This is a genomic window from Natrarchaeobius versutus (genome assembly GCF_041205745.1).
Taxonomy (GTDB): domain Archaea; phylum Halobacteriota; class Halobacteria; order Halobacteriales; family Natrialbaceae; genus Natrarchaeobius; species Natrarchaeobius versutus.
In genome coordinates, this window is sequence record NZ_JBGFCC010000016.1 from 1 (window position 1) to 24,866 (window position 24,866).

The window sequence follows — 24,866 nt, forward strand, 5'->3', positions numbered from 1 at the left end:
TCCAACTTGCTGCCCCACGTTGTCATGAGACTCTCTACGCGTCCAGAAGATATGAACTAGTCTGCTGATCCCTATCAGTTCGCACGTGTAGTGGCCATTCTCTTCGTCTGAGAGGAGTGAAAATTAACCCACGAGAAGCATTCTATGACACCCTCCGAGTAACAGGAGCGAGGCGACGAGTACCGAGGCGGATCTTCGAAGGCGTCGACGGCTGTCGGACCGAGTGCCTCGAGAACGACGCGGCGAGTGCACCCGTCGATCTAGTCGGATCGGTTCCACGCGATGACCGACGAGGACGGGACGAGACGTCGGGTGTACCCTTAGCAGTACGGGACGTCGTTCGGCTGGGATCCGATCGCGTGGGTGTTCTCGTCGTCGGATACGGGTTCGAGTGTGATCTCACCCGATCCGTCGACGTGGACTGTGTATCCATTGTAGGTGAACTCGACGGCGGACGGAAGCCGTTCAGCGTCGACTGGGTGGAAAAGCGAATCGAGCGCGTCCGTGTCTATCGCGCCGTGAAGTGGCGGCTGTAACTCCTCCGGTGGGATCCCCTCACGTTTCGCAATGGCTTCGACGACGGCGAGACTGACTGGCTGTTCTCGGTTCATGCTCGCTCCTGCCATATTCGCATATATAAAAACCGGTGTTTCTTCGCTGACGCACGGACGACAAGCGTCAGACATTATCCTATGATCAGACAGTAATCGGCGTTAGTATAACCGATGCGTTCAGAATGAATGTCTTTCGATCGGATCAGTGACTCGCTCGCGGTCGACCACCCGACACCGTCACCGATCGTTCGAGGCCCTCACCGATCAGTCGTGACCGTTGACCGGCACCGGTTCGTACGGCTCTTCGAGGTACTCGAGGTCGCTATCCGAGAGGTCGATCTCGAGGGCTTCGACGGCGTCTTCTAAGTGTTCGATACTCGTCGTACCGACGATCGGGGCGTCGACGACGTCCTTGTGAAGCACCCAGGCGAGACCGATCTGGGCCATCGTGACGCCGTGTTCCGCGGCGAGTTCCTCGACGCGGGCGTTGATCTCCGCGCCGCCGTTTGCGCGGTAGGTGTCGATCCGGTCTGCGACCCAGCTATCGTCCATGTACTCGCCACGGACCGTCTCGAGGAACTCGTCGTGGGGGCGGGTGAGATAGCCCCGCGCGAGCGGGCTCCAGGGGACGACGCCGACGCCTTCTTTGGCACACAAGGGGAGCATCTCGCGTTCTTCCTCGCGGTAGACGAGGTTGTAGTGGTTTTGCATCGAGACGAATCGCTCGAGGCCGAGTCGCTCGCTCGTGTGGAGGGCCTTGGCGAACTGGTGGGCCCACTGCGAGGAGGTGCCGATGTACCGGACGTTCTCGCGGCGGACGGCGTCGTCTAACGCGCGAAGCGTCTCTTCGATCGGTGCGTCGTAGTCCCAGCGGTGGGTCTGATAGAGGTCGATCGTCTCCATCCCCAGCCGATCGAGACTCGCCTCGAGTTCCTGGTCGATCGTCTTGCGCGAGAGTCCGCTCGAGTTGGGATCGTCTTCGTCCATCCGATGATACACCTTCGTCGCCACCACCTGCTCGTCGCGGTCGTAGTCGGCGAGGACGTTGCCGAGGACGCGTTCGGACTCCCCGTAGGAGTAGACGTTCGCCGTGTCGAAGAAGTTGATCCCGAGGTCGATCGCCCGCTCGATGATCGGTCGACTCTCCTCCTCGTCTAAGACCCACTCACGCCAGTCGCTCGAGCCGAAACTCATACAGCCCAAGCAGATTCGACTGACGGTCATTCCCGTGTCACCGAGTGTCGTGTACTCCATGGGAGACTGAATCGAGAACTGGATACTAAAGGGTGGTGTTCGGGTGTGGACGCCGGTTTGACGACTGCCGGAGCGGATACGATAGTCGCCACTGAAAGTCAATGCACATCCGGTCGCCAGACGGAAAGCGCGGTTTGGAGTGTGTGCGGTTCGGAGCGAGCGCGGTTCGGAGCGAGCGAAGTGAGCGAGAACCGCGGGAATGCGAACGGGGAGGAACGACCCGTGAGCTCGGCGATCGGCGTGTACATCGTTTCATACGGTTTGCTGTAACGATTTACCGGTGCGACCGCAGGACGGGTCGTGGTCGCACCGGAAATGACTGACAGCAGACCGTATCAGTTGTTACGATAGCCGACAAGAAGTGCTTCACTCGGGTTTGTACTGGCCGCAGAGGGATGCTCACTCGAGTTTGCGGATCATCACGAGCGCGTCCTCGCCGTCCTCGTAGTAGCCGGGGACGCGTCGGAGTGGTTCGAAGCCAAAGCGCCGGTAGAGGCGTTTCGCCCCGTCGTTCGACCGCCGGACCTCGAGTTTGACCGTGCGGGCGCCCTGTGCGGTGAGGACGGCCAGAATGCGGGTGAGCAACGCGGAGCCGACGCCGATTCCGCGCCGTTCGGGATGGACGGCGATATCCTTGACGTGGCCGAGTCGGCGGCCGAAGTTCCGCGAGACGTCGGCGACGACGTAGCCGGCGACGTCGCCCTCGTGTTCGGCGATCAGAAATCCGGGTTCGTCGAGAAATCTCTCGAAAGCGTCGTACGGCCAGGGCTGGGTGAACGACGCGTTCTCGATGTGCGTGACCGCGAGGAGGTCGGCACGCTCTGCGGGTCGGATCGACACGTTCTCGTCGTCGCCAGCCGAGACCCGAATCGTCACGCGATGAGGTTGGATCTCCAGTACTAAAAGCGGTCGCGTCGACCGGAAAACGGCGACCTCAATGGCCGGCGAATCGAGCAGACTGTCGTCACGAACGCCGGAAACAGAACCGGACTAGACGGTCTCGAGGCGGTCGATCTGTTCGTCGGACCAGTCGTAGTAGTGTCTGTCAGTCTGGCGAAGGACCTCGACGCACTCGTTGTACTGCGTTCGCGCATCGTCGGCGAGCGGGTCGTCGGGATTTTCCTCGAGCCACTCGCGGAGTTCGGCCAACGACCGCGGGGAGTAGGTATCCATCCGATCCTGGTGTTCCAGGATCTCCACCTTGCGGCCCTCCTGGCGGAGGGTCCGCACGAGTGCCCAGATGGCGATCCCCCAGAAGGCGACCAGGGTAAAGACGAGCATTCCGATAACGCCGGGGGTGAGAACCATCAGTCGTCACCTCCCGTAACCCCGGCGGGCTCCGATTCACCGCGTCGACCCTCGATGACGGACATGATCGCGTAGCCGATGATCGGGAAGAGGACGATCACGAGCATGCCGGCGATCATCTCGGGCGAGCCGAAGTTCTCCCAGGCGAAGTAGCCCATGATGAACAGCATGACGGCAGGGATGACGAACTTCACGACGGGGTCCCACCACTTGCCGACGTAGATGCCGGCGTTGCGGTTGACCGCGAGCAGGCGGAGTCGCTCGGGACCGAGGATCCAGCCGATGACGCCGATGATGGCGAGGGTTGCAAGCGGCAGTCCCCAGTTGCCAAAGACGAAATCGAGGAAGTCGAGGATGTCGGCGGAGTACGCACTCGGGAGACCGAGCAACCAGATACCACCACAGATCGCGAGCACCGTCTGGGTGCGACTCAGTCGAGTCTCCTCGCTGACGGTCGTGACGCTCACTTCGGTGATAAGCAGGCCGGAGGTGAACGTCGCGAGGAAGAAGCCGACGAAGAAGACGACGGCGACGACCCCCCCGAGGGGAATTTCGGGGAACACCTGGACGAGCGAGACGAACGCGAGTCCCGCGCCGGCGTCGGGTTCGACGCCGACCGCGAAGACGACGGGGAAGATGGCCAGCGCGGCGAGGATGCCGATGCTCGACTCGCCGATAGCGGTAAAGACGCCGCCGCCGAGCGGGACGTCGTCGTACTCACGGAGGTAGCTCCCGACGGTGAGGGCGATTCCCCAGCCCAGCCCGGTCGAGAACAGCGCCTGTCCGAGCGCGGCGATCCAGGTGTCGCTGAACAGTAGGTATTCCCACTGGACGCCGAAAGTGAACGCGATCCCCTCGCTCGCACCCGGGAGCGTGAGTCCGCGGATCGTCATGACCACGAGGGCGATGACGAGCGCCGGCACCGCGTAGACGACGATCCGTTCGACGCCTCGCCGGATGCCGAGCGCGAGGACGGCCGCGATCGACCCCATGACGATCGTGTGGAGCGCGATCATCAGTGCCGGGTTCGCGAAGAAATCGTTCATGAACGCCTCGGCTTCGAAACCGGTCGCGGTGAACGTAAACAGGAGCGAGTGGACCGCGTAGTAAAGCGTCCAGCCGATCAGCGGCGAGTAGTACGACATCAACGCGATGTTCACGAGGATGACGACGATCCCCAATCCGACCATCCCGCCGCGGCCGACGACGTCGCGGAACGCACCGATGACACCCTTGTTCGTAAAGCGACCCAGCGCGACCTCGGCCATCAACCCCGGTACGGCCAGCAGGAACAACAGAACGAGAAACGCGAGGACGAACGCACCGCCCCCGTTGTTCCCCATCACGTACGGGAACCGCCAGATGTTTCCAGCGCCGACCATGGCGCCGATCATCGCCATCAGGAAGCCAAAGCGGGTACCCCACTCGGCTCGAGCCGTTTTGGTTGGGACGTCTGCCATCGTCGAATCACTTTGCGACCCACCACACGCAGGAACGTATATGTTTGCTACATGCCACCATTACACACATCGAGTAACGAGAAGTTACCGTTCGCAATGGCCGGTAAAGACCGTGGAGATGGTGGATCGGTGGGCCGCCGATCGCCGTGTGGCCACTCGCTGAGCCACCGATCAGCGAGCAACGGGGATTACTCCGCCGGGATCGCGTCGATCTCGAATCCCTCGGTCAGTTCCTTCAGTTCCTCGAGGGCGTCCTGTTCTTCCCGAAGGTTCTCCTCGAGGAGGTCGGCCGCCTCGTCCATGCCGAGCTGGTCGGCAAGCGGGATGAGATTGCCGTATGCGGCGATCTCGTAGTGTTCGGTCTTCTCCGCGGCGGCCATGTTGTGATAATCCATGACCTCCTGGTTGGGATCCATCGAGGTGAACTCCTCGTACTCCTCGATCAGCCCCTCGACCGCCTCACACTCTTCTTTCTCCGGGGGTTCGCCAAACATCTCGAAGACCTCCTCGAGTCGGTCGATCTGGCCCTCGGTTTTCTCGCGGTGTTCGGCGAACGCGCTCGCGATCTCCTCGCGTTCCGTGTTCTCCTCGAGATCCGACAGGACCTCCAGCAGACGGTGTTCGGCGTGGTAGATGTCCTCGAGTCCGTGCTCGAACAAGTCGTGAATGGTGTCGATGCTCATGCTCCGAACCGGAGTTCAGCGGCCGTATGAAAAAGCCGAAAGCCTGCGACGGCAGGCGAGCCGGCGGCCGAGCCCATGCCGAACGGTACGCACGAGCCGACCTACGCTCTGGCGACTACTCCACGACTTCTTCGACCCGGTCGGCGTACCGTTCGAGGTCGCCAGCCAACTCCCGGGCCTGATCCGGCGTCAACTCGAGTTCGTTCATGTGCTTTGGCAGGTGTTCCTCGCGCGCGTTATCGAGTTCGAACTGCAGTCGAACGCAGTCGGGATCCTCCCGATCCGTGGTCGCGTTCACGACGGCTACCGACTCCCACTCGAACGTCTCCCCCGTCGCGACGGCCTCGACGTAATCCAGCGTCGTGTACGCCGTCACCGAGATCAGTCGATCGGACATGCGCGAACGCTCGAGGCGAGGCCACTTATACCGTCGGCCGTTGGGGGAATTCTGCAACGGACATCGGTGCCGACGGCCGAGTGCGAATTCGGGGTATTCGAAGCGACCTTCCGAAGAACGTCGACGCAATCGGGCGATCGTTCGGCGCCGTCGTCGTGACCGTGTCAACTACCGGCTGTTTTTGCGACCGCCGGCAAACAGCCCTCGAGAGACGGAGCACGTCAGACGACCGAGTTCGTGGCGGGTGAAGTCGAAGACGGTCGCCGACGGCGAGCGTCGATCAGTCAGTCGCGTGAAATTCGTCGATCAGTCGTATGACACGGGGTCGAAGCACAATCGAAAGACTGCAACCGATTCGTCCCGAGCTGGCCGTCGGAGATAGCGGCATCAGTATCCGATAAGACAGAGCACGGGTAGGGCTTGCGTCCGAGACGATACTTAAGCGAATAGAGTGCAAACGAGGGGCAATGACCGACTCGGCCGAGTGTAAAGCGAAGACGAGTGAGGAGGACGACGAGCGTGACGATGCCCATCTCGAGGACGTCGAAGAGGGGGCAGGCTGTACGGAGATCTGGGAGCATCTCGCCGAGAAGCGCGAGGAACGCGACGCATCCAGGTAGCGACTTTTTTGACAGCCAGGCCCGTATCGGGAGCCATGACCGACAATCGACCCGGGGACCGCGACGAATACGGTCGATCGATTCCGACGGACCGCGAATCGCCGGTCGGCGCACCGGTTATCCGGGGCGACGAATCGGTCACCGGGACGCGAGCCCGCAGGGCCGTTCAGTTCGATCCGGACGATCCAGACAGTCTCGAGGAGGCCGCGAGGACGGTCGCGGAGTTCGCAAGCGGTGCGAGTGAGGACGACCACCTCTACATGCTCCGCGGCGCGGCCGCCTGTGCCGCACTCGTTCGCGGGGAGGGATCGTACAAGGCGGCGGCCGAGCGGGCCGGCGACGACGCGACGGTCTCGTTCATCCGCAAATGGGCGCGGGTACACGATCTCCCGCGATCGGTCCGCAAACAGGTCGCGCTCGGCGAAATCGCACCGACTGCCGCAAAGCACATCGCCCGCGTCGGCGGCGAGGCGCGACTCCTGTTGGCGTGGGCGGCGATCGACGGCGACCTCACCGTTCGGGAGGTCCGAAGCGTCGCGAGTTCGATCAACGACGGCGACCCGATCCACGAGGCGCTGGCCGAATACGACGCCAGACTGGGGCAACTCGAACTCACCCTCTCACCGTCGACCTACCGCGATCTGCGACGCCGGGCGTCGGTCGACGACGTCGATCCCGGCGAGATCGTCACCGAGGCGCTCGAGAGGTACTTCGAGGACGGATAACCCCGTCTCGAGCGAGACAGCCGGAAGGTCTTCCGCGGCGGGAGAAAGAAAACGTTTAACCGCCACTCACCGATACGTCAGAGTACAGGGCCGGTAGCTCAGTCCGGCAGAGCGTCTGGCTTTTAACCAGACGGTCGCGTGTTCAAATCGCGCCCGGCCCGTATTCTCGTCGCGAGCAACTCCGCGAGCGGCGAGTATCGGAACCGGCGCGATTTGAAGTAAACCAGAAAGGCACACCGTAGCAAGCATTTCTGGGCGTCGTTCACAATCGCGCCCAACCCACTCACGTCATCTCGACGGTCCAATGCTGCGACGAACAACCGCGAGCGATAGATCGCAGGATCGGCCGGACTCGAGGTGCGATGAGGTCGTGGCGAAAATCCAACCCGGCGGCCTCACGCGAGCTCTGACTGCGAATCCAGTCTGATTTCGAATCGGGCGCCGCCGTCGGGACGATCGCGGACGTCGATACGCCACCCGTGGGCTTCGACGACGTCCCGGACGATCGCGAGTCCGAACCCGGTCCCGTCCTGGGTCGTGGAGTGTCCGCGATCGAAGACGAGAGTACGGTGTTCAGATGGGATCCCTCGCCCGTCGTCTTCGACGACGAATCCCCTGTCGGGGTCGTCGTCGAGGTGTGAGATTCGAACCGAAACCGAGGAGTCGTTGTGCTCGACGGCGTTCCGAAAGAGGTTCTCGAAGACGTGGAGCAACTGATCGCGGTCGCCGAGCACCGTCCAGTCGTCTTCGAGATTACACGTGAGAGTGGCGTTGTCAGCCCAGATCGTACTCCAGGCGTCCTCGGCGACGGATCGGATCGTGACCGGGGATGGCTCCTCGAGCGTCGTCCCGGTCCGAGCCATCGTCAGGAGATTTGTGATCATCGTCTCCATACGCTCGTGTGCGGTATGAAGCGCCTGGAAGTCCTCCTCGTTGGAGGAGTGTTCGGCGAACTGTGCGTAGGTTTGTGCGATCCCGAGTGGCGTTCGCAGGTCGTGACTGATCACGCCCGCGAACTCGTCGAGACGCTGGTTGGTCCGCTCGAGTTCCCGTTCGCGAGCGATGCGGTCGGTGACGTCGCGGGAGTTGATGACGACCCCGTCGACGATGCCGTTGTCGAGCAAGTCGACGGCGATCCCTTCGAAGACGAGCCAGGAGCCGTCGCGGTGACGGACGCGGTACACGAATCGCGCTTCGGTGTCCGAGCGGGTGATGAGTCCTGTGAACTCATTGATCGCATCGGAGCGGTCGTCCGCGTGAACGAGATCGAACAGCGATTCGTCGATGAGGTCGGACGGGTCGTAGCCGAGGACGGCCCGCACCGACGGGCTGGCGTACGTGACGGTCCCGTCCCCGTCGACGACCGTAACGACGTCCGAGACGTTCTCGATGAGCGCCTGGAACCGTTTCTCGGCTTGGCGCCTGTCGGTAACGTCTCTGAGCATCAGGACCACGCCTTCGGTTCGCTCGTCGCGGACGGTGGAGACGGTTGCGTCGACGGTCGTTTCGTCTCTGGTGATCGTCAGCTCCTGGGCGGTTCCCGCCAGGAGTCGCCGACTCTCCGGAAGGACGTCGGTGACCGACTGGCCGACGATCTTCTCGTCGCCGAGCAGTGCTCGAGCCGCCGGGTTTCGGTCGACGATCCGTCGCTCGTCGTCGACGACGAGGTAGCCGTCGCGCATCCCCTCGATGACGCTATCGCGTGCGATGGGAACGAGGTCGAGCCACCGGTAGCGATAGAGGGCGACCGCGATCAAGATGCCCGTCGCGCCGAATCCCCAGACGGAGTAGTTGATCTCGGTCACTCCGTAGTGAGCGAGGACGTTGGTGGCTCCCGGTATCAACGGTGCGAGGACTACTAATCTCGCTTGCGCGTGGTAGACACCACTTCCCCTGGCGTCGAGGTACTCGAGGAAGAAAACGTAGATTCCGGCGCCGGAAAGTCCCCAGTTGTAGAGGACGTACAGCCAGTAGATCGGGTTCTGGTAGGCCTCGACCGGCAAGAGAACCTCGGTGAACTGCATCGGTTCGTGCATCAGGAAGTGAGCGGGGTTCGTCCAGGTCAGGACGATCCACGCGCCGGTTACGGCGTAGATGATCGCCAACTGGCGCTTCCGGAGTTTGCGGCCGGCGTAGGCCATCGCGAACTGAAACAGTCCAGTCGACATGACGACCGCGCCGGAGTCGACGGTCTTCGCGAGTGCGAACCCGACCGTTGGATCGGTCTCGACGAGGAGAAGCCCCTGCGGAATCGTCCACAGTGCGATTCCAAAGAGAAAGACCGCCAGCGGAAGGACGTCGGTTTTCGGTCGGGTCCGCGGAACGAGCACGGCGAGAACGAGGTTCAAGAGGCCGATAAGCACGAGAGAGATGGCGTGTATCGCGGTAAACTCTTGAGCCACGTCCGTTCGATTGCACAGCGAGGTCAAATACGTTCGGTCCGACGGTCGTCGCTACGGATCGACGGAGACGCTGAACGTGAGCCTCCGAGGGAGAACGAGCGAAATTCCTACTCGAGGACCCGCTCGAGACAGGCCGTGAGTTGGGGCTTCGAGACGGGCTTGGTGAGGTAGCCGTCGGTCTCCACCTCGAGTGCGTCCGCGGATGGGTCGATAGCGGAGATCACGATCGTACGACACGCCGATCCGCGCTTCGCGAGGACCTCGAGCAGTTCGTCACCCGAAAGGGAGGGCATCCGCCGATCGACCAGAAGGGCGTCGACCGAGTCGTCGACGAGATCGAGGGCCGCCTCTCCGCTGTAGACCGTTTTCACGTCGTACCGATCGGCGAGCATTCGCGTGTGTGCGTCGGCGTACAGCGGCTCGTCGTCGACGATTACGATCGTCCGCTGGTGTGTGCTTGTCACGGTACGGGACCTCTCGTCATCCACCATTCGTTCATTTCATTCATACAATGTATAATATATCCGATGGTCGTCGGATGGGACCGAAGCGGTCGTCAGGGGAGCCGGTCGTTGACGTGTCCACGGAAGCGGACGATCGTGAGGAGTATCGCGACGAGCGCGATCGGGACGCCGAACCCGGGGACGTCGTCGGCGTCAGCCACATCGGAACGGTCGTCACTGGTCCCGTCGTCGACGTCACCAGACGACGTTCCGTCGTCTGCGGACCGACTGTCGTCGTCGGTCGCGTCGTCAGCCGGTTCGGGATCCGTGTCGTCCGCGGGATCGTCCGCCGTCTCACTGTCGTCCGTCGATCCGACACCACCGCTTCCGCCGCCTCCGGCCCCACCACCGCCTCCGCCGGAGCCCGAAGAACCCCCAGTGGAACGGGATTCGGCGACCTCGAACTGCAGTTCGTCGGTCAACTCGTTGCCCGCTTCGTCGGCGACGACGACCGTCACCTCGTAGGACGACCCGTCGGCAATCTCGAGGGTGTGCTCGGCGGCGGTAGACGTGATCGACGTCCCTGCGTCGGCGGTGACGTCGACGCCGTCGACCGCGATCGAGACCGATCCGACGTCGACTCCGGAGAGGTGGTCGTCGTAGGCGAATCGGACCGTCGCTTCGTCCGTTCCCGCGGGGAGAACGCTCCCATCGGTCGGCGAACGGTCCGTGACCACCGGCGGTTCGTCGTCGGTCACCAGGGCGCCGTACGTCGAGAAGCCGTCTACCTGGGCGACGACGAACGGATCGCCGCCGACCCTCGAGACGCTCGAGTCGACCGGCGTCCACTCGTCTGCGGGTTGGTCGTAGTGGTGTAAGACGACGTCTTCGGCGTCGACACCGCCGGGGAGTTCGTCCTCGTCGATCGCCATCGTAATCGTTGCGCTCTCGATCGCCCCCTCCGCTAGCTGGTGGTCGATGAAGCTATCGAGCTCTGCGGTCAGGAAGCCGACACCGGTCTCCCCGCCCTCGAGGTTCGCGTCGACGGTGTTTTCCGAGAGGGCGAGATACAGCTCCTGGGATTTGATCGCCTCATCGGCGTCGTCGGCGACGTCGAACTCGATCGTCGACCCGCTTCCGTCGATTTCGATCACACCGTGGTGGAGGGTGAACCTGGTGTCGACGACGACGGAAGCGGTATCCGCCCCGTCGTTCCCTGCGCGGTCCGTCCCGGTCACGGAGACGGAGTAGTTGCCCGACTCCTCGAACTCGAGTGTGCCGGTAAACACCGTGGCGTTTTCGTTGGCGGATTCCATCGACACGGACGCAGGTGCCGTCGAGCCGTCCTCGGGGTCCGTGAACTGTGCCGACACCGCCGGGACGGCCGCGAGCGGTTCGTCGCTCTCGACGACGACCGTCGCGTCGTCGCTGTCGACGTCCTCGAGTCGAACCGACGTCGACGGCCCGTCCCGGTCGACGACGAGTATCTCCGTCGCGTCGGCCATACCGGCGTTCTCGCGTTCGTCGACGGCGATCGCCGAGAGTTCGTACCGTCCGTCGTCCGGAATCGCGTCGAACGGAACGTCGACTCGCCAGGTGTCGCCGGCGAGGTAACCCGCGTCCGCAGCGACGACGTAGGTCGTCTCGAGCGAGGAGACGAGCAACGTCACCTCCTCGACTTCGAGACCGGCTTCGACGTCGATATCGACGGTCGCGTCGTCGCTCGCGTAGACGTGTTCGACCCCCGTCTCGGGATCGACCTGGCTCGAGTGGCCGGAAACGGCGGTGATCGTCGGCTCGACCGTCGGTTCGGAGACGTCGACCCAGCCCGCATTTCGCTCGCCTAACTCGAGGTCGTACGTTCCCGCTTCCTCGGGGACGTACGTGATGTTGATCGCACCGAGGTGGTAGTACCCGGGCTCGAGCGTCGCTTGCTGGCTGCCGGCGACGGTCGTCTCGCCGGTCTCCTGATTCGTCGCGGTGAGTTCGATCTCCTCCGTTCCCTCGACGTTGCCCGATTGGTAGATGCTCCCGATAACGTGGGTTTCCTCACCTTCGACCAGTTCGACCTCGCTCGTCGAAGCGGCGATCACCTGGATGTCCGATCCGGCAGGCTCGACCTCGACCCAGCCCGCGTTTCGCTCGCCTAACTCGAGGTCGTACGTTCCTGCTTCCTCGGGGACGTAGCTGATGTTGATCGCACCGAGGTGGTAGTACCCGGGCTCGATCGTCACTTCCTGGCTCCCGACGACGGACGTCTCGCCGGTCGCCTGGTTGGTCGCGGTGAGTTCGATCTCTTCGGTTCCCGCGACGTTGCCCGACTGGTAGATGCTCCCGATAACGTGGGTCTCCTCGCCTTCGATTAGTTCGACCTCGCTCGTCGAGGCGGCGATCACTTGGATATCCGATTCGGCCGATTCGACCTCGACCCAGCCTGCATTCCGATCACCGAGTTCGAGGTCGTACGTTCCCGCTTCGTCGGGGACGTACGTGATGTTGATCCCCCCGAGGTGGTAGTACCCGGGCTCGATCGTCACTTCCTGGCTCCCGACGACGGACGTCTCGCCGGTCTCCTGGTGAGTCGCGGTGAGTTCGATCTCCTCCGTTCCCACGACGTTGCCCGATTGATAGATGCTCCCGATAACGTGGGTCTCCTCGCCTTCGATCAGGTCGACCTCACTCGTCGAAGCGGCGATCACCTGAATATCCGATTCGGCCGGTTCGACGTCGATCGCGCCCGCATTCTGGCCACCGAGTTCGAGGTCGTACGTTCCCGCTTCCTCGGGGACGTAGCTGATGTTGATCCCCCCGAGGAGGTAGTACCCGGGCTCGAGCGTCGCCTCCTGGCTCCCGACGACGGTCGTCTCGCCGGTCGCCTGGTGAGTCGCGGTGAGTTCGATCTCCTCCGTCGCCGTGTCGCTTCCGTTCTGATAGAGGGATCCGACGACGTGCACCTCTTCGCCCTCGATGAGTTCGACCGCCGAGAGTGAGGCCCCAACCACCCTGATGTCGGTGACGACCTCGTCGACGGTGACGGTCCCGACCTCACGCGTACCCAACGCGAGATCGTAGTCGCCCGGTTCGTCGAGTTCGGCGGTGACGTTGATCCCTCCGAGGTGGTAGTACCCGGGCTCGAGCGTCGCTTCCTGGCTGCCGATGACGGTCGTCTCGCCGGTCTCCTGATCGGTCGCGGTGAGTTCGATCTCCTCCGTTCCCTCGACGTTGCCCGACTGGTAGATGCTGCCGACGACGTGGAACTCCTCGCCCTCGAGGAGTTCTACGTCCGAAACCGAAGTTCCGATCACCTGAATGTCCGTGACTGCTTCCTCGACGTCGATCGTGCCCGCGTTTCGCTCGCCTAACTCGAGGTCGTACGTTCCTGCCTCGTCGGGGACGTAGCTGATGTTGATCGCACCGAGGTGGTAGTAGCCGGGCTCGATCGTCACTTCCTGGCTCCCGACGACACTGGTTTCGCCGGTCTCCTGGTGAGTCGCGGTGAGTTCGATCTCCTCGGTTCCCACGACGTTACCCGACTGGTAGATGCTCCCGATAACGTGGGTCTCCTCGCCTTCGATTAGCTCGACCTCGCTCGTCGAAGCGGCGATTACCTGAATGTCGGAAACGGCTGGCTCGACGTCGATCGTGCCCGCGTTTCGCTCGCCTAACTCGAGGTCGTACGTTCCCGCTTCGTCGAGGACGTACGTGATGTTGATCCCCCCGAGGTGGTAGTACCCTGGCTCGAGCGTCACTTCCTGACTGCCGACGACGGTCGTCTCGCCGGTCTCCTGGTGAGTCGCGGTGAGTTCGATCTCTTCCGTTCCCTCGACGTTGCCCGACTGATAGATGCTCCCGATAACGTGGGTTTCCTCGCCTTCGATCAGTTCGACCTCGTTGGTCGAGGCGGCGATCACCTGGATGTCGGTATCGGCCGACTCGACCTCGATCGTCCCGGCGTTTCGGTCGCCCAACTCGAGGTCGTACGTTCCCGCCTCGTCGGGGACGTACGTGATGTTGATCGCACCGAGGTGGTAGTACCCGGGCTCGAGCGTCGCCTCCTGACTGCCGATAACGGTCGTCTCACCGGTCTCCCGGTTGGTCGCGGTGAGTTCGATCTCCTCCGTTCCCACGACGTTGCCCGATTGATAGATGCTTCCGATAACGTGGGTCTCCTCGCCTTCGATCAGGTCGACCTCGTTGGTCGAAGCGGCGATCACCTGGATGTCCGTAACCGCTTCCTCGACCTCGATCGTACCGGCGTTTCGGTCGTCTAATTCGAGGTCGTACGTTCCCGCTTCCTCGGGGACGTAGCTGATGTTGATCGCACCGAGGTGGTAGTAGCCGGGCTCGAGCGTCACTTCCTGGCTCCCGACGACGGTCGTCTCGCCGGTTTCCTGATTGGTCGCGGTGAGTTCGATCTCCTCCGTTCCCTCGACGTTGCCCGACTGGTAGATGCTCCCGATAACGTGGGTCTCCTCGCCCTGGATTAACTCGGTCTCGCTCGCCGAGGCGGCGATCACCTGGATATCGGAGTAGCGGTCTTCGACCGTCACCGTGTCGACGGCGAAACCGTTCACGGTGAGTTCGACCGACACGCTGTCCGTTCCCTCCGGAATGTCGCCGGCTGTCGGCGTCCACGTCAGCTCGACGCCGCCGCGAGCGATACCCGGCTCGAGCGTTACGCTCGTCTGGTCGACGACCTCGCCGTCGACTGAGAGCGCGATCGTGTCGGTGCCGTCGACGTTTCCGGCGTTGTAGAGGTCGCCGGTCACGGTGACGGTCTCGCCGGGCGACGGGTCCGTTCGATCCACGTCCGCGCCGTATACGATGATCTCTCCCTCGTCGTCGGCCTCCTCGACGGAAACCGTCGTCGTCGCCTCGTCGTCTTCGCTTCGCACCGTGACGGGAATCGCGTCACCGACATCGCTTTCGTCGGTTGGCCAGGTGAGACTGATCGTCTCCGTCGTGCCAGCCTCGAGTTCGAGGTCGCTCGAGTCGACGACTGTTCCGTCGACGACGAGTTCGATCGTCTGCGTAGCGTCTTCCCCGCCGGCGTTCTCGACCGTGACGCTCACCTCGAGAGCGCTCCCGGCGACCACCGGAGACGAGGTGTTCTCGATCGTCACGTCGAACGAGGCAGGATCGGGGTCAGGGTCCGGGTCGGGATCCGGATCGGGGTCAGGGCCCGGGTCGGGGTCGGGATCTTGGTCTGGATCGGAGTCCGTCTCCTCGACCGTCACGGTTCCGGCCGTTACACCCTCGACGCTCACGTCGTACGTGCCAGCGTCGGCGAACGCGTGCGTGAACTCGATCGTCTCGGTCTGCTGTGGGTCGAGGGACACCATCGTGGTGTCTTCGACGGAGCCGTCGATCTCGAGGCCGATCTGTGCGTTACCCGCGTCCGACCCGACGTTCGTGACGTCTGCGGTCACGAGCGCGTTCTCGCCTTCCTCGAGTTGCGTCGGACTCACCGAGGCGTCCTGTACGTCGAACGCGGCGCCAGTATCCTCGCCGAAGACGCCGAACGTGGAGAACGAGGTGATCTCGGCCGTGACGATCCGTTCGTCGGTGTCGACCGTCGAACCGGGGACGGGCGACCACTCGTTTGCGACGTCGTCGTAGCCCCACACCGCGAGCGTCGCCTCGTCGATGGCCTGGACGTCCGCCGATTCGTAGTAGAACGATAGCGTGCTCACCTGGCCGCCACTCTCCGGGACGATTTCGACGTACTGGTCGATGCCCACCATCCCGGAACTCGCAGACGGTGGATCTTCGACTGCGAACAGTTCGATCATCTGCCCTTCGAAAGAGGTGACGGTGTGGCTCCCGATCGACAACCGTTCGAACTCGTTTCCGACGCTAGGGGAAGGAGTGGAGAAGTCCCCGTCGTCGGTTAGCATCACCGAGTCCAGGTCGTTGTCGCGTATCGAGACGTCCGTGAAGGTGTTGTAGTTCGAATCCCCATCGCTCGTTATCATGTCGGCACCGACGAGAATTCCTCTGGCGTTCCCCTCGACGACTGCGTCCTCGACGGTATTCCAGGAAGAGCCCATCAGGTTCAGACCGATGCCATCGTTGTTGCGGATGGTGATCCCTTCGAACGAATTCTGGTTGGACTGATCGACATTGATTCCCGACCATCCGTTCTCTTCGCTTGTTACGTTCGTCAGTTCCGTTCGATCGGCACCGTTAGACGATCCCACAGGATTCGGCTCGAGGCTGACACCGTTGCGGGTATTCCCGCGCAGTTTGGTATCGTACACCGTCGTATCAGCGGAGTCAGCGATTCGAAGCCCCATCTGTCCGTTGTGTTCGCTCGTGACGTACTGGAGGACGTTATCGTTGGAGTGTCTAATGGCGATGCCATCGCGTGCATTCGATTCGGTCGAGACGTTCGAAATCGTGTTCTGGTTCGAGTCGTCGATCAGGATTCCATGCCAGCCACCGCTTTCGTGGGTCGTTACGTGGTCGAGAACGTTGTTCGAGGACCCGTCGAGGTGGATGCCGTGCCCATTGGTGTCAGTCGAGTGGACGTTCGTCACGGAGACGCCGGTGGAATCACGCAGCCAGATACCCGCCTGATCCTGTCCGACCGTCGTAACGTCCTCGATCACGCCGCCGTCGACGTTCTCGAACTCGAGGCCGTACTGCCAGTTACGGATCTCGAGGTCACGGACCGTCACGTTCTCGACGTCCGTCGCGTCGATCGCCGTCCCGCTTCCGGCGCCCTCGAGAGTGTAGCCGTTGCCCTCGAAGACGACGTCGTCGGCCTCGATGACGACGAACGCGTCACTGGTGTCTCTCGAGAGGTCACCACCGAGCGGGTAGACGCCCGGCTGGTCGATGACGATCTGGTCGGGGACGGGATCGGTGTCGTCTTCGACCAACAGCGAGCCCGCGTACTCACCGTTGACCGTGATCGGATCCGGCCCTATCGCCTCGTTGAACGTCAGCTCCGTTTCGACCACTTTCACGTCTTCAGCGTCGACCGCCACCGAGATCGGTCCCTCGGCGGCCGGCCCCTCGACGTCGAGACCCATCTGATCGTCGTAGAACGGAAGCTGGCCGAATCCGACGTCGAGATCGATCGTTTCGGTCGAGCCGCCGGTGTTTTGGATCACCGCGGTAACGGTCACGTTCTCGCCGACCGTGATCTCGTCGTCGCTCAGGTACTGATCGACGATCTCGAGGTCACTCTCCGGTTCCGAAACGAGCACCGTCTCGGTCGTCTCGTCCGTCCGTCCCTCGTCGTCCTCGACAGTGAGCGTCGGCTCGTACGTGCCGACCGCGCCGTACGTCCAGTTCGCGGTGGACTCGGTCGTCGTCTCGTCGATGGCGCTGTCGCCGTTGAAATCCCAGCGGTACTCGACGATCTCGCCTTCGGACGCACTCGAGGCGCTCGCGTCGAATGCCACCTCCTCGCCGACGACAGGGTCGGCCGAGGTGTACTCGAACGAGGCGATCGGCCCGTCGCTCGGTTCGACGGTCACCGATCCGCCCTCGAGTTCCTCGCCGTTGACGCTGACCTCGTACTCGCCGGGTTCGTCGAACGTCCACTCCAGTTCGTGAGACTCGGACACTGCGCCGGCCTCGACGACGACCTGTTCGGTCCTCACGACCTCGCCGTCGACCTCGAGTGCGAGCGTGTAGCGACCCTCGTCGATTCCGTGACCGTTCTCGAGCTCGGTGACGATCGTCGTCGGTTCACCGGCGACGACGTCCGTCTCGCCCGACACGGATTGAATCGAGATGGAGACGTCCCCGACGGTGACGGTCTCGGGGTCGCCCCAGACGACGCCAGCGTCGTCCTCGTCGGACGGTTCGACGACGTACATCCCCGCGTCGTCGAACGTCTCGGTGAAGACGTGCTCGAAGTACTCCCCTGGTTCCGAATACACGGTCTCCGACTGGACGACGTCGTGATCGACGACCAACTCGAGGGTAACGTTCTCACCGACGTTGCCGTCGTTGTATCCCTCCACGGTGACGTCCACCGCTTCGCCGGGTTCGATCTCGGTCGAATCGAGGTACTGCCAGATCTCGAGGTCGACATCGAGGACGTCGAGCGTCCCGACCGGGAGGTCGTTGAGCGTCACCGAAAGATCGTTTTGTCCGCTGTCGACGGGAAGTCCGACCTGTACGGGAATCGTTTCAGCCGCCGGGACGGTAACGTTCGTTTCGGCGGGATTCACTCCCCACCCATCGCTGTCCGCAACCAGCGTGATCGTCTCCGGCTCGTCGCCGAGATTCGTCAAATTCGCCGCGATCGTCACGTTCTCGCCCGCCCACACGTCGTCGGACTCGAGTCGCTGGTCGACAATCACCACGCCCTCGAGTTCCTCGGGTTCGACCGCGTACGTCGAGACGGTAAACGTCTCGCGGTCGGTTTTCGTCTCGCGCAGTTCCCGGACCGGGATGGCCCGGAGCCCGAGGGAATCCACGTCGGCGGAGAGGGCGTAGTCGCCGATTGCGCCGGTCCACGAGGAGAGTTCGTACTCGAACGTGACGGTCTCCGTCTCGCCGGGACCGACCGTTGTGTCGATCCGTCCCTCCGGGCTAATCTGTGCCCCGTTTCGGTAGAACTGGACGCGAACGTCTTGATCGAACTCGGACGGGTTCGTGAGCGCGAGTGTCGCCTCGACGGTGTCGCCGGGTTCGGCGTCAGTCGTCGAGAGGGTCAGCTCCCCAGGTTCGACCCGGGGGGACTCGCGAAACGCGTACACCGTCGAGCCCCTCGTCGCGACGACCGTCCCGTCGGAAACCGCGTTGTTCCAGCTCAATCCCTCGAGGTTCGATCCGGAGGCGGCGGCTCGCTCGCCGGTTTCGGAATCGGTAACGTGGACGTAGCCGTCGGTCGCGTAGAGGACGCCGTCGGCACCGAAGACCGTCGGCGGGTTCTGTCCCCAGGGAAGTCCGTGCTCGTCGAACCAGACGACCTCGCCGATCTCGAGGTCGATCGCGTAGTTCGCGATCCGGTTGACGTCGGACGCGTCACTCGAGGTGATGAGCAGGTCGTCCGTCACCGCCAGATCGCGGTGGCGGTCGTACTCGCCGTGGCGCTGGTACAGCTCGTCGGGCGCGACGTGCCAGCGTTCCTCGGAGAGATCGGCAGGGTCCAACGCGTAGATGTGCCCGACGGTCGGTTTATCGGTCTCCGTGGTGTGGCTCGCGGCGACGAGAATATCCTCGCCGTCGGAGGCCACCTCGACGTTGTAGGTGCCGAAATCGCGCGAGTCGACGTACGCGAGCGTCTCGCGATCCAGGGTGTAGAGGGTGTTATCCACCTCGAAGAAGACGTACTCGCCCGTCGAGAAGATCCGACTCGAGCGGTCGGTTCCGAAGCCGTACGTTCCTGTCGTGCTCGCGTCCGTCCGATCGACGGCGTAGACGTATCGCTCGCCATAGTTGTCGCTCGTCTGATCCGCGTTTCTGATCTCGAAGAGGAGGTCGTCGCCGTCGAGGGTCAGCTTTCCAAGGGTAGTGGTGAAGGTGTCGATATCCCGGTCGACGAACGACCGGTAGGGCACGTCGTTCTCGCCGAACTCCCAGTGAGGCGAGCCGTCGGTCGCGTCGAGGGCGTACAGCCGAGTCGTGTAGTCGCCGCCACCCCACTGCTCGTAGTAGCGCATCAGCACGTAGACGACGCCGTCGTCGACGACGTGGGCCCGAATGTCCTCGTTGCCCTCTCCGTCTTCGGGAACGCTCACCGTGTACCTCCACTCGACGTCGCCGGTCTCGAGGTCGAGTGCCGTCACGGTCGTGTCGTTGTGGACGAACACTCGCCCGTCTTCGATCACCGGCGGATAGTCACCTTCGGAGGGCGACCCGGATCCCTCGTAGGCCCACGCTTCCTGGAGCGGCCCCGACGGAGCGTTCGTCTGTGGGTTCCAGTTCGATCCGCGCTCGTCGAACGTGGACTGCCCCCAGCCGTGGTCGTCGCCACCGACTCGAGTCACGTCGACGCTCGTCGCGGCGGGGCGAACCTCGGTTGCCAACCCGTCAGTTCCGGTCTCGAGCGCCGTCACCTCGTACTCGCCCGCGGTCGTCACGACGAACTCGGTGGTCGCCTGGCTCTGACCGCCGGCGCCGACTTGAACGCTCTCGGTCCGCTCCGCCGGATACGCGGGCGTCAAGGGGCCGTCGACCTCGAAGGTGACGTCGACGGTTTCGGTCGCCGAACCGTCGTTCGCGACTGTCGCCGTCGCCGTGACGGTGTCGCCGACGGTCGCACTCGTCTCGGAGAGCGTTACCCCGACCACCTCGAGCGCCGTCGGCTCGAGGACGTAGACGGAGTACGCGAAGCTGTGCGGTTCAGTGTCGCCGACGGCGTACACCGCGTCGCCGACCGTCGTCACCGCGATCGGGGCCGCGCTGTAATCCGGATCGTCGTCGTCCGGAGGGAGGTCATAGCGCCAGACGGTCGAAAGCTCGCTATCGAACGCCGTGACGTAGCCGTCGTCGCTCGCCGCGTAGAGGTGGCCGTCGAAGACGAGGTCCTCGATCTCGCCGCCGGTTCGGTGGCTCGCCTCGCGGTCGCCGGTGTCGGTGGCGAGGGCGTGTATCGTCTGCTCGCTCGCGACGTAGACGGTGTCCCCGACGACGACCGGCGAGAGATCGACGGAGCCGACCATCGGCGTGTTCCACAGCGGGACGCCCGTTTCCGCGTCGAACGCGTAGACGGCACGCTCGTAGCCGTCGGAGACGGTAACGTACAGCGTTCCGTCGGCAACCGTCGGCGACGACGAGACCGAATCGCCAAGCGGCCAGTCGCCGCGATCCCACAGTCGTTCGCCCGTCTCGCCGTCGAGGGCGAAGACGTGGTCGTCGTCGACGACGTAGACCGCCTCGTCGTCGGCGGTCAACGAGATACCCGACGTCGTTCCGGTCAGTTCCTCGTGCCAGGCGACGGAGCCGTCCTGTGGGTTGTACGCGTAGATCGTCGTATCGTTCGTCGAGCCGAACGGACGGTTCTGAACGTAGACGTACGATCCGACGGCGGGCGTCTCGCTGACGACGGTGAGCCCGCCGGACTCCCACAGCACGGTGCCGTCGGCGGCGTCGATCGCTCGGAGATCGTCTCGAGCCGCGACGTAGACGGTCCCATCGTCGACGGCGGGGTCCGAACCGATCGTACCATCGAACGTCACGGACCACACCCGCTCGTCGGCCGTATCGATCGCCTCGAGTCGGTCGGAGCCGTTCGTCACGAACGCGTGGTCGTCGGACGACGCGAGGCCCCTGTTTCCGACGTTGTCGTGATCCGCGCCGATAATCCGGTCGAGTCGAACGAGGGAGTCGTCTTCGTCCCACTCGTCGGATGTCGTTTCTCCGGTCGTCGCGATACTCGAGTCCGGTCCGGACGCGGACGCGACCGACGGTTCGATCGGCGTCGAAGCGTCGACACCGCTAGACGTAGTCTGCGAAATCGGTTCGGCCGCCGCAAACGGTGCGACGAGCGAACCGAGCATCAGTATCGAAAACGTGATCGCAAATAATTGCGGACGCACCCCACTCCCCCCTCCGAACGAATACATAAGATTTGGAGAGAGTCCGGTATAGATAAGCACACACTAACCGGAGAGTAAGCGCATACATTACGTCGAAGTTCGTTACCTGTAGTGTGGTTACGGGAGGATAGAGAACTTCATAAGTTATGTTATGTATAATGAGTAAATCCACATACAAGTATCGGAAATAACGCGAACGCCGTTCGCCGTCTGAGAGCCAAGTCGAGTCGCGGATCGAGTCACCGGCCGGCGACGACACCCGCTTTTCGATCGAATCTCGTCACCGCTCGAGGGCCACCGCCCCCCGTTGAAAGGACATCGCCGGACACACCACCGAAGCGTTCACCACGTTCCGCCGACGACGAGTTGGTATGGGATACCACGTCGTCGATCCGACGGACCTCGAGCCGGAGCCGGACCGACCCTCGGAGATGCGCTACGTGAGTGAAGCCGCTGGCATGGAGCAGATGGGGCTCCGAGTGTACGACGTCGCACCCGGCGAGGAGATTCCGCTGTCGGGCCTGCACTACCACGAGACACAGGAGGAGGCGTTCTACGTCCTCGAGGGAGAACTGAGCGTGGAGACGCCCGACCACGTCTACCGCGTCGATCAGGGTGAGTTCTTCGTCGCCGAACCGGAGAGCCCACACCGGGCGCACAACGACTCCACGGAGCGGACGAAAGTGATCGGCATGGGCGCACCGCCGGTCAGTGACGGCCACGTCTACGAGGAGTGAACGCCCCGGCGACGGCAGAGACCGCCCGTTCGGTTTCGGAGGGAAGCGAGGTCCGAACCGGCCGCCTCGAGGGCGAGGACGACTGGGAGGTGACGAGCGTCCTGATCCGAAAGACCGTCGGCGAGGAGAAAGCCGAGGAGCAGGCGTACGAGATCGTCGAGAAGATCGAATCCAGACCTCGTTTTCGGGGCCGATCGGCCGAGAGCGCCTCGATTCATCGACCACCGACCGGCGGGTTGCAAGGCCCGGGGAAGTCGTTATCCAGCCGAGCGGCGCAAGCCCAACCATGAGTGTCGAACTCACCACGGAAGACGGCGGAAAACGCGTAGTCAACGGCGACGGCGACGAGGTCGGCGTCGTCGTCGACGTCGACGACGGGACGGCCTACGTCGAGCCGAACCAGGAGATCGGCGGCGAACTCAAATCCCGACTCGGCTGGGGACGAGACGCTCAGAGCCGATATCCGCTTCGGCACGACGCGATCGACGACGTCGCCGACGAGGAGATCCGCCTGCGCGAGAAGTACTGATCCACGCTCGAGCGGCCGGGAGGGGGTCGCCCGCGCGTAAAGGGTGGCTTTTTATGGCGACCGTTCGTACTCCGACGCATATGTTCAAGGCCATCGTGAGCGCGGAAACGCTCACCAGCGCACTCGATTCGGTGAGCGTGCTGGTCGACGAGTGTAAGATCCACCTCGAGGAAGACGGGCTCGAAATTCGAGCCGTCGACCCCGCAAACGTCGGGATGGTCGACCTCTCGCTCGACGCGGCCGCGTTCGAATCCTACGAGGCCGACGGCGGGCTGATCGGCGTCGACCTCTCCCGACTCGAGGATATCGCCGGAATGGCCGAATCCGGCCAGCTCATCCAGCTCGAACTCGACGAAGAGACCCGCAAACTCCACATCCAGATCGACGGACTCGAGTACACGCTCGCGCTGATCGACCCCGACTCGATCCGCCAGGAGCCCGACATTCCTGATCTCGATCTGCCGGCACAGGTCGTCCTCGAGGGCAAAGACGTCAACCGCTCGGTCACGGCGGCAGACATGGTTTCCGACCACATCGCACTCGGCGTCGACGAAGGCGAGGAGTTCTTCTACGTCGACGCGGAGGGCGACACTGACGACGTCCACCTCGAGCTCACACAGGACGATCTGATCGACCTCCAGCTCGGTCCCGCCCACTCGCTGTTCTCGCTCGACTATCTCAAGGACATGAACAAGGCAATTCCCTCGGATACGGAGGTCACACTCGACCTCGGCGAGGAGTTCCCCGTCAAGATCTACTTCGGCTTCGGCGAGGGACAAGGCCAGGTCACCTACATGCTCGCGCCGCGCATTCAGAGCGACTGATTACCGGACGGCCCGACGATCAGATCCGCTGGACGTCGGTTCCGCCCCGAGCGCGAACGGTGTTTTACGACCGTATCTCCAGCTCCGGAGCCGCCGCCTTCGGCTCCGCCTCGAGGAGGTACCTGTCGGGGAACTCCGGTTCGGGCTCCCTGCCGGCGGTGAAAAACCGCTCCGTCCAGGTGAGCTCTTCGGTCGCCGGACTCGGTTTCGTGATCTGTTCGAACTCGACGGCGACGCCGTCGGGTTCGGCGGCGATTCGAACCGCCGCGAGCTGGTAGGAGGGGTAGAACACCGGTGGCAGGATTCCGATGATACCGTCTCGGCGATGGAGCCGTTTGAGCCACGTCCCGGTGTTGACCATGATTCCGCCGTCGACCTCGCTGAGCATCGGGCGGTGAGTGTGGCCGAAACAGAAGATCGTGGTCTCTGGCCGCTCGGCGAAGACTTCCGTCGCCGCGTCCTCGTAGGGAGTTTCGGGGTCGACGGTCAGTTCGGTCTCGAAGACGCCGAATCGGTTGACCGTCTTGCGAATATCCCGACGAATGAAGTGCAGTGGAATGCCGACGAGGATCAACAGACCGGCGAGTGAGACGTTGAGCACGAGCAAGAACCAGGCCGCCGTGCCGGCCATCCCGAACTGTCCGAGAAACGCCTCCGTCCGGTCGATCGGCATCGACCAGACGCCGAGGAGGTCGAGCCCCGCGAGGATCGCGAGGATCGCACTGATATTGAACAACAACAGAAACGGCACCAGCGAGTACCGCAACACCGGGTTCATCTCCCGGTAAAAGTACTTCGAGAAGAGCCAGACCGGCATCCGCTCGGTCGGCGTGACCGCCTGGACGTCTTTCAGCCAGTTGTACCGACCGCGGTCGGAGAGCTGACCCGCACGGCTCGTGACGAGCGTGTTGTAGTAGTAGCCAAGCGGCGTCGAGTGAGGATTCCCCCAGTCCTCGATGCGGTTGTTCTGATCCCGCTGGTGGCCGTGTTCGAAGTGAATCGCCTGGTCACCGACGGATCGACTGATCGATTGTTCCGGAACGAGATCGACGTTGTACGCGCTAAAGCGTTCGACGTACTCGTCGTAGGCGGCGAGTTCGTGGTCGTGATTTCCCGGCACCAGCGTGATCTGGACGGTCTCGCCGGTCTCTCGAAGTGCCTCGAACAGCGTCGGATACGTCTCCTCGAGCACCTCGAACTTCTCGATTCCCTCGACCGTCGTAAACTCCCAGAGCCCGAACGCGTCGCCGTTGATGATCAACTCCACGTCCTCGTCGTTCGTCCGAAGCTCCTCGAGGAACGCGAGCAGTTCCGGAAGATACTCGACCTCCTCGAGCTGTTCGTCGCCGCCGATGTGGAGGTCACTGATCACGTAGTAGACCCGATCGTCGGAGTCGCCGGCCATCGCCCCCACTCTTTTTCGCCA

Annotated in this window: 17 protein-coding genes and 1 tRNA gene; 7 read left to right on the plus strand and 11 right to left on the minus strand. The window is 63.2% G+C overall.

Annotation, left to right across the window (positions count from 1 at the left end):
• Positions 1-320: 320 nt before the first annotated feature.
• The 7 genes from AB7C87_RS23785 to AB7C87_RS23815 all read right to left on the minus strand — a co-directional run bounded on the left by AB7C87_RS23785 (position 321) and on the right by AB7C87_RS23815 (position 5,656).
• Positions 321-611, minus strand: coding sequence for a HalOD1 output domain-containing protein (locus AB7C87_RS23785; protein ID WP_369732024.1), 291 nt, complete (start codon positions 609-611; stop codon positions 321-323).
• A gap of 207 nt (positions 612-818) precedes the next feature.
• On the minus strand, positions 819-1,808 hold the full coding sequence (locus AB7C87_RS23790) for an aldo/keto reductase (RefSeq protein WP_369732025.1): 990 nt from the start codon (positions 1,806-1,808) through the stop codon (positions 819-821).
• Positions 1,809-2,207: 399 nt separating this feature from the next.
• Entirely contained in the window at positions 2,208-2,684 is a 477-nt protein-coding gene (gene rimI / locus AB7C87_RS23795; RefSeq protein WP_369732026.1) for a ribosomal protein S18-alanine N-acetyltransferase, read from the minus strand.
• Positions 2,685-2,798: 114 nt separating this feature from the next.
• The gene (locus AB7C87_RS23800) at positions 2,799-3,116 is read right to left on the minus strand and encodes a DUF8026 family protein (protein WP_369732027.1); all 318 of its coding nucleotides are present in this window, start codon (positions 3,114-3,116) and stop codon (positions 2,799-2,801) included.
• The gene (locus AB7C87_RS23805) at positions 3,116-4,576 is read right to left on the minus strand and encodes a sodium-dependent transporter (protein ID WP_369732028.1); all 1,461 of its coding nucleotides are present in this window, start codon (positions 4,574-4,576) and stop codon (positions 3,116-3,118) included. Before AB7C87_RS23805 ends, AB7C87_RS23800 begins: the two co-directional genes overlap by 1 nt.
• A 188-nt stretch (positions 4,577-4,764) precedes the next feature.
• Entirely contained in the window at positions 4,765-5,259 is a 495-nt protein-coding gene (locus AB7C87_RS23810) for a ferritin-like domain-containing protein (protein ID WP_369732030.1), read from the minus strand.
• A gap of 115 nt (positions 5,260-5,374) precedes the next feature.
• Positions 5,375-5,656 (minus strand): DUF6360 family protein, encoded by a 282-nt coding sequence (locus AB7C87_RS23815; RefSeq protein ID WP_369732032.1) that lies wholly within the window; start codon positions 5,654-5,656, stop codon positions 5,375-5,377.
• 467 nt (positions 5,657-6,123) lie between these two features.
• On the opposite strand from AB7C87_RS23815, the gene AB7C87_RS23820 reads away from it, so the two are divergent.
• The 3 genes from AB7C87_RS23820 (at position 6,124) to AB7C87_RS23830 (ending at position 7,162) form a co-directional block, all read left to right on the plus strand.
• Positions 6,124-6,276 carry a DUF8595 family protein gene (locus AB7C87_RS23820; RefSeq protein WP_369732033.1) on the plus strand — a complete coding sequence of 51 codons (153 nt, stop codon included), beginning with the start codon at positions 6,124-6,126 and terminating at the stop codon, positions 6,274-6,276.
• 35 nt (positions 6,277-6,311) lie between these two features.
• Positions 6,312-7,001, plus strand: a complete 690-nt coding sequence (locus AB7C87_RS23825; RefSeq protein ID WP_369732034.1) for a DUF7119 family protein — start codon at positions 6,312-6,314, stop codon at positions 6,999-7,001.
• Between the two features lie 87 nt (positions 7,002-7,088).
• Positions 7,089-7,162: transfer RNA gene (locus tag AB7C87_RS23830), tRNA-Lys, on the plus strand.
• A 234-nt stretch (positions 7,163-7,396) separates the two neighbouring features.
• Here AB7C87_RS23830 and AB7C87_RS23835 read toward each other — a convergent pair.
• The 3 genes from AB7C87_RS23835 to AB7C87_RS23845 form a co-directional block, all read right to left on the minus strand.
• Positions 7,397-9,403 carry a PAS domain S-box protein gene (locus AB7C87_RS23835; RefSeq protein WP_369732035.1) on the minus strand — a complete coding sequence of 669 codons (2,007 nt, stop codon included), beginning with the start codon at positions 9,401-9,403 and terminating at the stop codon, positions 7,397-7,399.
• A 107-nt stretch (positions 9,404-9,510) separates the two neighbouring features.
• Positions 9,511-9,867, minus strand: a complete 357-nt coding sequence (locus AB7C87_RS23840) for a response regulator (RefSeq protein WP_369732036.1) — start codon at positions 9,865-9,867, stop codon at positions 9,511-9,513.
• A 92-nt stretch (positions 9,868-9,959) separates the two neighbouring features.
• On the minus strand, positions 9,960-21,350 hold the full coding sequence (locus AB7C87_RS23845; RefSeq protein WP_369732037.1) for an outer membrane protein assembly factor BamB family protein: 11,391 nt from the start codon (positions 21,348-21,350) through the stop codon (positions 9,960-9,962).
• Between the two features lie 371 nt (positions 21,351-21,721).
• Between AB7C87_RS23845 and AB7C87_RS23850 the strand changes: the two genes are divergently transcribed.
• The 4 genes from AB7C87_RS23850 (at position 21,722) to AB7C87_RS23865 (ending at position 23,440) form a co-directional block, all read left to right on the plus strand.
• Entirely contained in the window at positions 21,722-22,087 is a 366-nt protein-coding gene (locus AB7C87_RS23850; protein ID WP_369732038.1) for a cupin domain-containing protein, read from the plus strand.
• On the plus strand, positions 22,084-22,377 hold the full coding sequence (locus AB7C87_RS23855) for a hypothetical protein (RefSeq protein WP_369732054.1): 294 nt from the start codon (positions 22,084-22,086) through the stop codon (positions 22,375-22,377). Before AB7C87_RS23850 ends, AB7C87_RS23855 begins: the two co-directional genes overlap by 4 nt.
• A complete protein-coding gene (locus AB7C87_RS23860) occupies positions 22,374-22,616 on the plus strand; it encodes a DUF8593 domain-containing protein (protein ID WP_369732039.1) in 243 nt (80 codons plus the stop codon). The genes AB7C87_RS23855 and AB7C87_RS23860 overlap by 4 nt, the downstream gene beginning before the upstream one ends.
• Positions 22,617-22,696: 80 nt before the next feature.
• Positions 22,697-23,440 (plus strand): DNA polymerase sliding clamp, encoded by a 744-nt coding sequence (locus AB7C87_RS23865; protein WP_369732040.1) that lies wholly within the window; start codon positions 22,697-22,699, stop codon positions 23,438-23,440.
• Positions 23,441-23,504: 64 nt separating this feature from the next.
• On the opposite strand, the gene AB7C87_RS23870 is transcribed toward AB7C87_RS23865, so the two are convergent.
• The gene (locus AB7C87_RS23870; RefSeq protein WP_369732041.1) at positions 23,505-24,845 is read right to left on the minus strand and encodes a metallophosphoesterase; all 1,341 of its coding nucleotides are present in this window, start codon (positions 24,843-24,845) and stop codon (positions 23,505-23,507) included.
• Positions 24,846-24,866 lie beyond the last annotated feature (21 nt).